6 protein-coding genes and 1 pseudogene are annotated in these 9,466 nt (G+C 64.6%); 2 read left to right on the top strand and 5 right to left on the bottom strand.

What is annotated here, in order from left to right:
* The 4 genes and pseudogenes from RL72_RS18980 to RL72_RS19300 all read right to left on the bottom strand — a co-directional run.
* Positions 1-223: pseudogene (locus tag RL72_RS18980) on the bottom strand (L-rhamnose isomerase); the annotation flags it as partial.
* On the bottom strand, positions 220-591 hold the full coding sequence (locus tag RL72_RS18975) for an L-rhamnose mutarotase (RefSeq protein WP_045252424.1): 372 nt from the start codon (positions 589-591) through the stop codon (positions 220-222). The pseudogene RL72_RS18980 and the gene RL72_RS18975, both read right to left, overlap by 4 nt.
* A gap of 161 nt (positions 592-752) precedes the next feature.
* Complete coding sequence (locus RL72_RS18970) at positions 753-2,462, bottom strand: glycoside hydrolase family 71/99 protein (RefSeq protein WP_156156846.1); 1,710 nt, start codon at positions 2,460-2,462, stop codon at positions 753-755.
* A 211-nt stretch (positions 2,463-2,673) separates the two neighbouring features.
* Positions 2,674-3,114 carry a hypothetical protein gene (locus RL72_RS19300; protein WP_052674508.1) on the bottom strand — a complete coding sequence of 147 codons (441 nt, stop codon included), beginning with the start codon at positions 3,112-3,114 and terminating at the stop codon, positions 2,674-2,676.
* A 243-nt stretch (positions 3,115-3,357) separates the two neighbouring features.
* Here RL72_RS19300 and RL72_RS18960 point away from each other — a divergent pair, with 243 nt between their 5' ends.
* Complete coding sequence (locus tag RL72_RS18960) at positions 3,358-4,206, top strand: AbiJ-NTD4 domain-containing protein (RefSeq protein WP_045252422.1); 849 nt, start codon at positions 3,358-3,360, stop codon at positions 4,204-4,206.
* A 22-nt stretch (positions 4,207-4,228) separates the two neighbouring features.
* Here the strand turns inward: RL72_RS18960 and RL72_RS18955 are convergent, their stop codons facing one another.
* Positions 4,229-5,401 carry a restriction endonuclease gene (locus tag RL72_RS18955; protein WP_082072508.1) on the bottom strand — a complete coding sequence of 391 codons (1,173 nt, stop codon included), beginning with the start codon at positions 5,399-5,401 and terminating at the stop codon, positions 4,229-4,231.
* Positions 5,402-5,464: 63 nt separating this feature from the next.
* Between RL72_RS18955 and mobF the strand changes: the two genes are divergently transcribed.
* Positions 5,465-9,004, top strand: a complete 3,540-nt coding sequence (gene mobF, locus RL72_RS18950; RefSeq protein WP_487246355.1) for a MobF family relaxase — start codon at positions 5,465-5,467, stop codon at positions 9,002-9,004.
* Positions 9,005-9,466: the final 462 nt, after the last annotated feature.

Genomic DNA, 9,466 nt, shown 5'->3' with positions numbered 1-9,466 from the left:
AGGAATCGACGAGATCCCACGGGATGTGCAGCGCCACGGTGGGGGCGAGCGCCGTGTGGGCGTGCACCTGCGCCGCATCGGCGATCTTCTCGTACGGGTCGCGGGGCGTGCCGGGCGTGCCGAACACACGGAAGCGGGTGCCGGAGTTGCCGAACGCCCAGCTCGGCAGCTCGATCGCCTGTGTCTCGAGCGCGGACAGGATCTCGGGGGAGAGCGTGGTCATGATGCGGTGCTTTCTTCGGAGGCGGACGTGCGGCGGGCAGCGGTGAGCTGATCGGCCAGGTGGAAGATCTCGGTGAGTGCGGTCGCGGCCTGATCGGGGCGCCCGTCGAGGCCGAGGAAGTACGGCGCCATCTCCGCCTCCCACTCCGCCGCGATCGGGGAGGCGGCGAGGTAGGCCTGAGCCGCGGCATCGTCGTCGGTCTCGTAGTAGCCCACGAGCCGGCCGTCCTCGGCGAGGAACAAGGAGTAGTTGCGCCAGCCCGCGGCGGCGATCTCCGCGAGCATCTCCGGACGCACCGGCGTGTGGCGGGCGACGTAGTCGTCGCAGAGCTCTGGCCGGATCCGGAGCTCGAAGCAGTGGCGGGTCATGTCGCTCCTTCGTGGCGGGAATGTTCGCCATGGCAAAGATGTATCGCTCCATACGATGGTCTGAGTAGTTGCTGCGTTTGCGATGTGGTCTTCTTCCGTCCGGCCGCTGTTGCGGTATGCGCGGGCGTGGCTTCCTGATCATCGGGGTTCGGTGCGGGATATCACCGTGGTTTGGCTAGACCTGTCCTGGATACCCCCGCGATGGCATCGAGACGCAGAGGCCTAGCGGAATCGCGGAGCTCGTGCAGGGTTGGACAGATCCAGCCTCCTTCGTCGAACTCGTTCCAGGCATAGATCAGAACGGTATTGGCCGGGGTATCCGTCGGGTGGGTGTTTCCCCAGCGGATCGCTCCAGCGAGGTGGGTGGCGATTTCGCCGGGCGTTGCCTGCTGTTCCCAGTTGTTCTGCAGTGATGTGTAGTCCCCGATCCAACTGACGGGATAGTCATATCGGGGGCGATTGTCCCAGCCTGTGGACACAGTTGGAACCACCTCTCCGGCCGCGCTGGCGTAGTCGGTCCACAGCTCAGTTTCAGTTGCCGCGACGCTGTCGTAGGTGGCCCCGTTCCCACCGCCAGTTGCGTACCGACTGACTGCGTCCGCCCCGACCGTTGCCTTCAGCGTCGCCGCGCTCTCGGCAGTCCAAGCCATCACGACGATGTATGGGTTTGGCACTCCGATTTCCGCGGCTTTGGTTCGGACCTTCGCGACCTTGGCGGCGTCGGCGCCGGTGAGGAAGTAGAGGAGCGGGCGACCGCCGAGCACCTTCTGATAGTTTGGTTCGGCGAAGTGCGGTGCCAATATGGCGAGGTTCGCGTCAAACGCACCGGTGAAGTTGCCGTCCAGCAGCGCGCACCAATTGACGTCGTTCCTGTGAGCACTGGACAGGTACAGATTCCGGGCACGCGACAGCGGCTCCTGGGGGTAGTACACGAAGGCCCAATAGTCTATTCCGGCCGAAGTAGCGTACTGAATCTCTTGGTCCATGATCGCCTGGGTCGCGCCATTCGCGTTCACGGACTCGGTGATTGCGATGCTCACATTGTCGACGTATAGATCTGAGGTCAACGTCTCGTTAGTACGAAGCGTGAGGTTGTCGAACCTCCTGGCGGACGCGAGCAATGGTGCTTTGCTGATCCGCCGAGTGCCGTTGACATAAACGTCAACCCAAGGACTCGCTTGCGGTGGTGCTGGGTCGGCGATCACCTTCAGTGAGTACCACGTGTCGTCCGTAATATCCTGCAGGACCTTCCAGGTGCCATCAGGGGAACGCATCACGAGGTGTTTGCCAGCTGCATCCGTAGTAGTCGCGATGTCAACGACCGCGGTCGAGCCGCCTATCAGTAACGCCCGACCCCACCGGCCCGCGACGGTTTCCTTCCAATCCCACTTCACAGTGACGGCGCGGCTCTGCGACGCGAACGCGTGGGTCATCGATGCTGGCGACGTCCCTGACTCGTCGTGCAGATGGACATGCTTGCCTGGGTGGTCCATCGCGTCCTCTACGGCAACTGAGGTACCGGCTGCCGAAGAGACGGTCCAGCCGGACGGCGCCTCACCTGAGACCTCCGCATCGAAGTTTTGCTCGACGAGCATGCGATCCGGCACCGTGATCTGTGCGTAGAACGGGAGGCGGAACTGGTACTCCTGCGGTGACAACGTGCGATTCACCGTGGCGCCGACGTGCCAGTCGCCTCCAACCCAGGCGTCCCAGCGGATCGCTCCTACCAATGTCGGCTCGAACCGGACGTTGGAGCGGGCCGCTGTGGCGGCAATGCTCGGCAACCCCAGGGTGGCTCCAGCCGACGCGGCTGCTGCCTTCAGAACAGTGCGGCGACTCACGCCGACCGAACCCAGTGTGGGGACTGGCATGATCAATCTCCAAACGAATCGGCGAAACTCCCGGTGCCCCGGGGCTTCTCTGGGGAGCGCATCTTTGCGAACTCGTCCGTTGCTGATCCATCTTGGCGCGGCACCAGCGGATGCCCCAGGGCCCACATTGACGGAATGTAGGACGATGCTGTCTGCCGAAACGTGCAAAAGCCGCTACGCGCACGGGACGGTAACGCAATGATGAACGCCCTCACAGCGGCAGAGACCATCGGATCGAGATCGAGTACGACCACGAGCGGCTCGGGCCGACTGTGGACAGGCTCAAGAACATCCCCGGGCATGCAGCTGCCAGCAGCGACTTCTGCAACCGGAGCTTGGAGGTGCCGCGGCGCCTCCGACTATTGTGGGCTAGTGCTTTGTCGACAAGCTGACACGTCTTGAGTGGGAACTCGCCACAGATCACCTCAGCGGGCTCGATGGCGGTCGAATCGATCTTGGTGATGTCGCCGAGCTTCGGCGCGGCTGGCCAATGGCGGGCCAACATGTGGACCGGCGCCGGGCTGAACTCGGAGAATCGCGCCGTCTCGGCATCGAGTTCTTCCTTGACGGCAAGTTCGAGTCTTCGGCACCCGACGGACAGCGACCCGTTCGTAGACCACGGCTCTGGGGCCTCGTGGTTCGGCTGGCGCATGGGGACTCCGATACGTCGATGATCACCGGCCGCCATCGTCGAGATTCCCGGCCGGGCTGGTCATCTCTTAGGTACTCAGGCGCTTCCCGCCGTTGCTCGATGGGCGCTAATGACGGAGCTCCGGAGCGTTCATCCCGGACTCCTCTTTTGGGCCACCACGCGTCTTGCAGATGAGGTTTGACGGGTTCGTGCTGTGCTCGGAGAGAATGGACAGCAGGTGGCTGGAACAGAGTTAGGAGCACGATGTCGTTCGCAGATCGATTTGGGTACACGCGACCTGAGCCGCAACGCACCCAGATCGAGCGAGACAGCGACGCAGTGCGTCTCGTGCTGTGGAATGCGGTTAGCCGTGACGGGAAGAGTCCGCTTGCCGCATATCGAAAGCTGTGCGAATACTCCCAGCAGCTGCCCGACGCGAACATCTGGAGCGATACCTACGCCGATGAGTTCGCACGGCTTCTCCTCGACCAGATGACCTGGCTCGACGTCTATGATGCGCTGGAAGCCGAGGCCTCAACGATGAAGGGGCAGTCGCGTGCGGAACTGCAGAAGTCGGTGAACAGAGCCTTGTCACGAAGCGGAATCGCCTATGAGATGCGCGATGGCCGGTTCGAATTCTACGAACCCGTCGCGAACGAGTTCGAGACTCGGCACGACGAGGACGAAGCGATTGCGTCCTTGACCGATGAGTTCGAACCCGTGCGCAAGCAGTACCAGAATGCGTTGCGCAATCTGCGCAGCATGCCCGCGAACCTCGAAGGCGCCGTGGCTGACGCGCTCAACGCGCTGGAGGCGGTTGCAAAGATCATCGAGGGGAAGCCCCACGCAACCCTCGGTGATGTTGCACGCAACCTCTTCCCAGGTAGCCCCGGTTACCACGTGCCGCTGCGACTTGCGATCGAGAAGCTCTACGCGTACTCGAACCAGCTTCCGGGCGCTCGCCACGGGCGCTACGCAGAACCAGACATCGCGCATGCCGAAACGGTCATGGTCGTGCGTATGGCCGGTGCGATCCTCACCTTTCTCGTCACCCTGTATCGCGGTGAAGCCACAGCCGGGAGCTCTGGGTCTGACTTCGACTTCGAGTTCTAGCTCCGACCGGACCGACAATCTCCTAAGGGCGAAGTCGGTATAAAGCGACCAGGTCCGGGCGCTGCGAAAGCTGAGTCTCCAAGCGACTGTCCGGCCACAGCTCGATAAGCGGCAGCTTGCCGTCAGAGTTGTGTTTCTCGACAACCGCAACCGCATCAGTGGTGAAGCGACCGCTCGTCGCAATCACCAATGCCCGGACGATCGGCGGCTCCCAGAGGGATAGCGCTGCCAGCGTGTTCGTGATGTCGGCAGGAGCGACTGACTTCGACGTCCAGTGTTTCGCTTGAATGATGACCCGCTCGGTCCGTGTCGTTCCGCCATCGTCTTTGATCACCCGCTCAGCAGACAGATCGCGTCCTCGATCTGGTGCGCGCGTCTTCATCAACCACTCGACGTTCTGATAGCTAGGAAAGCCGCGCAAGAGGTCGAACAGCAAGCGTTCAAATCCATCGTCGTCGATGACTGACCAGTCGAGGCCGATGCTTGCACCGCCGGTCGGTCGCGCTGAGGCTGCGACACCGAGATCAATCGCAGGCACGGGCAGCGGGTCGAGCTCCGAAAGGCTTGCAGCCTCGATATCGGCGCGAACTGACGGCCAATCCATCTCCGCAATATCGTGCCAGTCGTGACCTTGCCCGAAGTGGAGGTGACGGTGCAGATCTCCCCAACGTCCCTTTCGTTCAGTCGTATCGCCGAGCAGCCGCTCGATCTCGCTGACCGAGTCGGCCACCACGGCCGTTCGGGGATCCTCGACTCGGGCCGACGAGTCGGGCTCGAACGACTCGATGATCTGCGTGAGAGTCACATTGACCGTGGAGGTGAGCTCATCCAGACGGTCGTGGATTGCGCGCCGTCGGGCTTGCCCAAGGCGGAAGCGGTACTCATCGAGTTGGTGTCCAGGTCGCTCCAGCCGGTTCTCAAGGTCGTAGGTCGGCTCATCAAACTCATAGTGATAGATGAACGATTGTCCGGCTTCATCGATGTCAGGCAGCTCTTCAGTAACGGTTGTGCCGTCGATAGGAGGGAGGCCCGCCAGCAGGGGAGTCCACGACCGACGGAGGTCCTCGTATTCGCGGCTCGTACCGCGCTGCGGGCGAGTAGGGATCATCGGCTGCGCCCGATCCCAGATCGCCTGAAGCTTCGCCAGGTTTGCGGCGGCGCGATCCATCACCCGGAGCAGCTCGTCAAGATCCATTCCTTCAGTCTCTCATCAGCCCTAATTCGCGCCCGAGAACACCTACTCGACGTGACGGTTTCGATGCGGGTGATGAGCGCGGGCGGCGGCTACAAGTACCTGCTGCGCACTGTCGTCGCAGCCGATGGCGACCGAAGTCTTGCGACGCCGCTGACTCGCTACTATGCCGAAGCCGGAACCCCGCCCGGCCGCTGGCTCGGCTCCGGTCTCACCCAACTTGGCGAAGGCCGCATCACGCTCGGCGAGGAGGTGCCGGAGCAGCAGCTTCAGCTCCTCATCGGTACGGGCCGCGACCCCGTCACCGGTGACCCGCTCGGCCGCGCCTACCCGATCTACAAGGCCCCGGCTGAACGGATCGCGGAGCGAGTCGAAGCGCTCGACCCCGAGCTCGGCCCCGCCTCCCGCGCGGAGGCCATCGCGCAGATCGAAGAACAGGAACGACGTGGCACGAGGAAGGCTGTCGCGGGATACGACTACACCTTCTCCCTTCCGAAGTCAGCCTCCGTGCTCTGGGCGGTCGCCGATGCGGGCACGCAAGCGCTGATCGCTGACGCGCATCATGCGGCGATCGCGGAGGTGATTGAGTTCATGGAACGCGAGGTTGTTGCCACCCGGGTCGGCTCGACCGGCGCCGACGGCGGTGCGGTCGCACAGGTCGATACTTTCGGGGTCGCGGCGACCGCGTACGATCACTACGACTCCCGCGCGAACGACCCGCACCTGCACACGCACGTGGTGGTCTCGAACAAGGTGAAGACCATCCTGGACCAGAGGTGGCGGTCGCTCGACGGCCGCCCCATGCACGCCGCTACGGTTGCTCTCTCCGAACTCCACGAGGCGGTCATCGCCGATCACCTCACCCGGCTCCTCGGCGTCGAGTGGGAAGCGCGCGAGCGGGGCCGCGACCGGAACGCGACGTGGGCGATCGCCACGGTGCCCGAAGAGCTGGTGCTCGAGTTCTCTACCCGCTCGCATCAGATCGATGCGGAGAAGGATCGCCTGATTGCTGAGTATGTGCAGCGGCATGGGCGGCAGCCGTCGGCGGCGGCGGTCATCAAGCTCCGCGCGCAGGCTACGCTCGCTACCCGGCCTGAGAAGAAAGTGCGCTCGCTCGCCGACCTCACGACCGAATGGCGCAAGCGAGCCACGAAGAAGCTGGGCCGGGATGCCGGCGAGTGGGTGCGGGAGGCGATTCCCGCAGGGATGGTGCGGGTGCTGCATGCGGATGACGTACTGCTCGATGAGATCGAGGCCATCGCTCATGTTGTCGTGGAGGCGGTTGGGTCGAAGCGGTCGACCTGGCACCGGTGGAACCTCACCGCAGAGGCCGCCCGGCAGACGATGGGGTGGCGGTTCGCGTCGACCCAGGATCGGGAGGCGGTGACCGGCCTGGTCGTCGATGCCGCTGAACGCGCCTCTCTGCGTCTCACTCCACCCGAGCTCACCTCGGCCCCGGCACGGTTCCAGCGACCGGACGGCACGTCGGCGTTCCGGCCCCGCCATTCGGCCCTGTACTCCTCGGCCGAGCTCCTGCATGCCGAAGCGAGGCTCTTGGAACGCTCCCGCACGATGACCGGGCCGACCCTGCCGCTCGCGGTGATCGAGCGCGTCACGAACCGCCCGGATTGGGGTGGCCGGGTGCTCGGCCCCGACCAGGCCGACGCCCTCGCCCGCGTTGCTATGTCGGGTAGGGTGCTCGATCTGCTGGTCGGCCCCGCCGGCACCGGGAAGACTACGGCCATGCGGGCGCTCCGTGTCGCCTGGGAACAGCAGCATGGCGCAGAGTCTGTGGTCGGCCTCGCTCCGTCCGCGGTCGCCGCCGAGGTCCTCGCCGACGATCTCGGGATCTCGACAGAGAACACCGCGATGTGGCTGACGACGCACCTCCACACGGGCGGCGCCTTCCGGGCCGGGCAATTGGTGATCGTGGACGAGGCGAGCCTCGCCGGCACCCTCGTACTCGACCGGATCACCGGCATCGCCGCAGACACCGGAGCAAAGGTGCTCCTCGTCGGCGACTACGGCCAGCTCCAATCCCCAGCAGCCGCCGGCGCATTCGGACTGCTCGCCGGCGACCGCGACGACACCCCGGAACTCTCCACGATCCACCGCTTCACGAACACGTGGGAGAAGGTCGCATCGCTGCGCCTCCGCCTCGGCGAAACCGACGTGATCGAGACGTATGAGCACGCCGGGAGAGTCATCGGCGGCAGCACCGACGACATGACCGCCAGGGCCTACGACGCATGGTGTAAAGACCGAGAGACCGGGACAGAGACGATCCTTGTCAGCGACTCCGGCGATGCCGTCACGGCGCTGAACCTCCGTGCCCGCACCGAACTCATCCTCCAGGGCATCGTGCGACCGCTCCGGGGCGAGGTCACGTTGGGCGGAGGCGCCCAGGCCGCGGTCGGAGACATCGTGATCACGCGGAAGAACGACCGGAAGCTGCGCACCAAAAACAGGTGGGTGCAGAACGGAAACCGATGGAAGATCACAAGGATCGGCGGCGACGGATCCGTGACCATCCGCCCCGTCGACCCCAGCCGCGGCAAGTCGATTGTGCTCCCCGCCAACTACGCCGCCGAGCATCTCGACTTGGGATACGCCACCACCGCCCATCGGGCCCAAGGCATCACGGTCGATACCGCGCACGTGCTGGTCGACCCATCGATGACCAGGGAGAACCTCTACGTCGCGATGAGTCGTGGCAAGGATGCCAATCTGGCGTACGTCGCCACTGATACCCCCGACGACGGGCACCAGCACCCGCACGAAGCCGAGAATCTGGAGGAAGCTACCCGGCGAGTGCTGTTCGGGGTGCTGAACCACTCCGGAGCCGAGCTCTCAGCGCACGAGACCATCGAACAGGAACAAGAGAAGTGGGGGTCAATCCGTCAGCTCGCCGCCGAATACGACACGATCGCCACCGAAGCCCAGCACGATCGCTGGGCGACCCTCGTCCGCATATCCGGCCTGACCGAGTCGCAAGTAGAACGGGTACTCGCCTCAGACGCATTCGGAGCACTCGCTGCTGAACTGCGGCGAGCCGAGGCGAACCATCACGACATCGATCAGCTCGTTCCGCGACTTGTCCGCGCACGTGGCTTCGATGACGCCGACGACATCGCGTCCGTGCTGCACTGGAGAGCCGCCGCCGCGACAGAACGCCCCGCGCATGCCGGGCGGCGCCAGCCGCCTCCACGCTTGATCGCGGGACTTATCCCGATCGCTGCCGGCATCCGCGAACCAGACATGCGCCGTGCGCTCGCACAACGGCATCAGCTCATAGAGGAACGCGCCAGTGCCGTCGCAGAACAGGCCGTCGCGGCCGGAGCACCCTGGGTTCAGGCTCTCGGCGGCAGGCCCGATGATCCACGGAAGGCAGGCGCCTGGCTCCAATACGCGCGCACGGTCGCCGCCTACCGTGACCGGTACGCGATCGCCACCGCCGATCCGCTCGGCCCGGAACCGGATCAGGTGGCACAGAAGATCGATCGATCGCGCGCCGCGCAAGCTCTCCAATGGGCGCGGACCCTCACCGTTCGCCCCGCACGGCCGAACGCGAATACCCGAGTACCGTCCCAAGGGCGCTCGCTCTGACTGCCAGCATCTCGTTCGCGAAGGAAGCCCGTTGATCGACGGGCGGCGCGACGACTCCGCCTGATCTCGGGAACAGTACCGCTTCCGCGCACGCGGACGTACAGTAGCAGTGGAACGGCAACCCCTGCGATAACACTCTTAGCCCCTCGGGCAGGCCTCCGGGCAACTCTCAAAGCGCCGCTCCTCATGCCGTGCGCTACGAGAGGAACACCATGCTTCGCGTCATCTTTGCTGGAGTCGCCCGCACATACTACTTCTTGGCCCGCTACGCTCCCGGACCGCGACTGATCTCACGTATCCGTCGCCGTGACGGCTTGAAGTGGGGCGTACCAGCCATGCTGGTCGCGGTGCCATACTTCCTCGCCGCGAATGGGCTCAAGATGCTCATCGAGGACGGAGGGTCCGCATGGCTCAGTCTGCCGTTGCTCTGGTGCCTCGTCATGGGTCTTGCGTTCCTCCTGC

Origin of the sequence: Microbacterium azadirachtae, assembly GCF_000956545.1 — a bacterium.
Taxonomy (GTDB): domain Bacteria; phylum Actinomycetota; class Actinomycetes; order Actinomycetales; family Microbacteriaceae; genus Microbacterium; species Microbacterium azadirachtae.
Note: the sequence above shows the minus strand (reverse complement) of the source record. Positions and strands in the feature narration are given on the sequence as shown.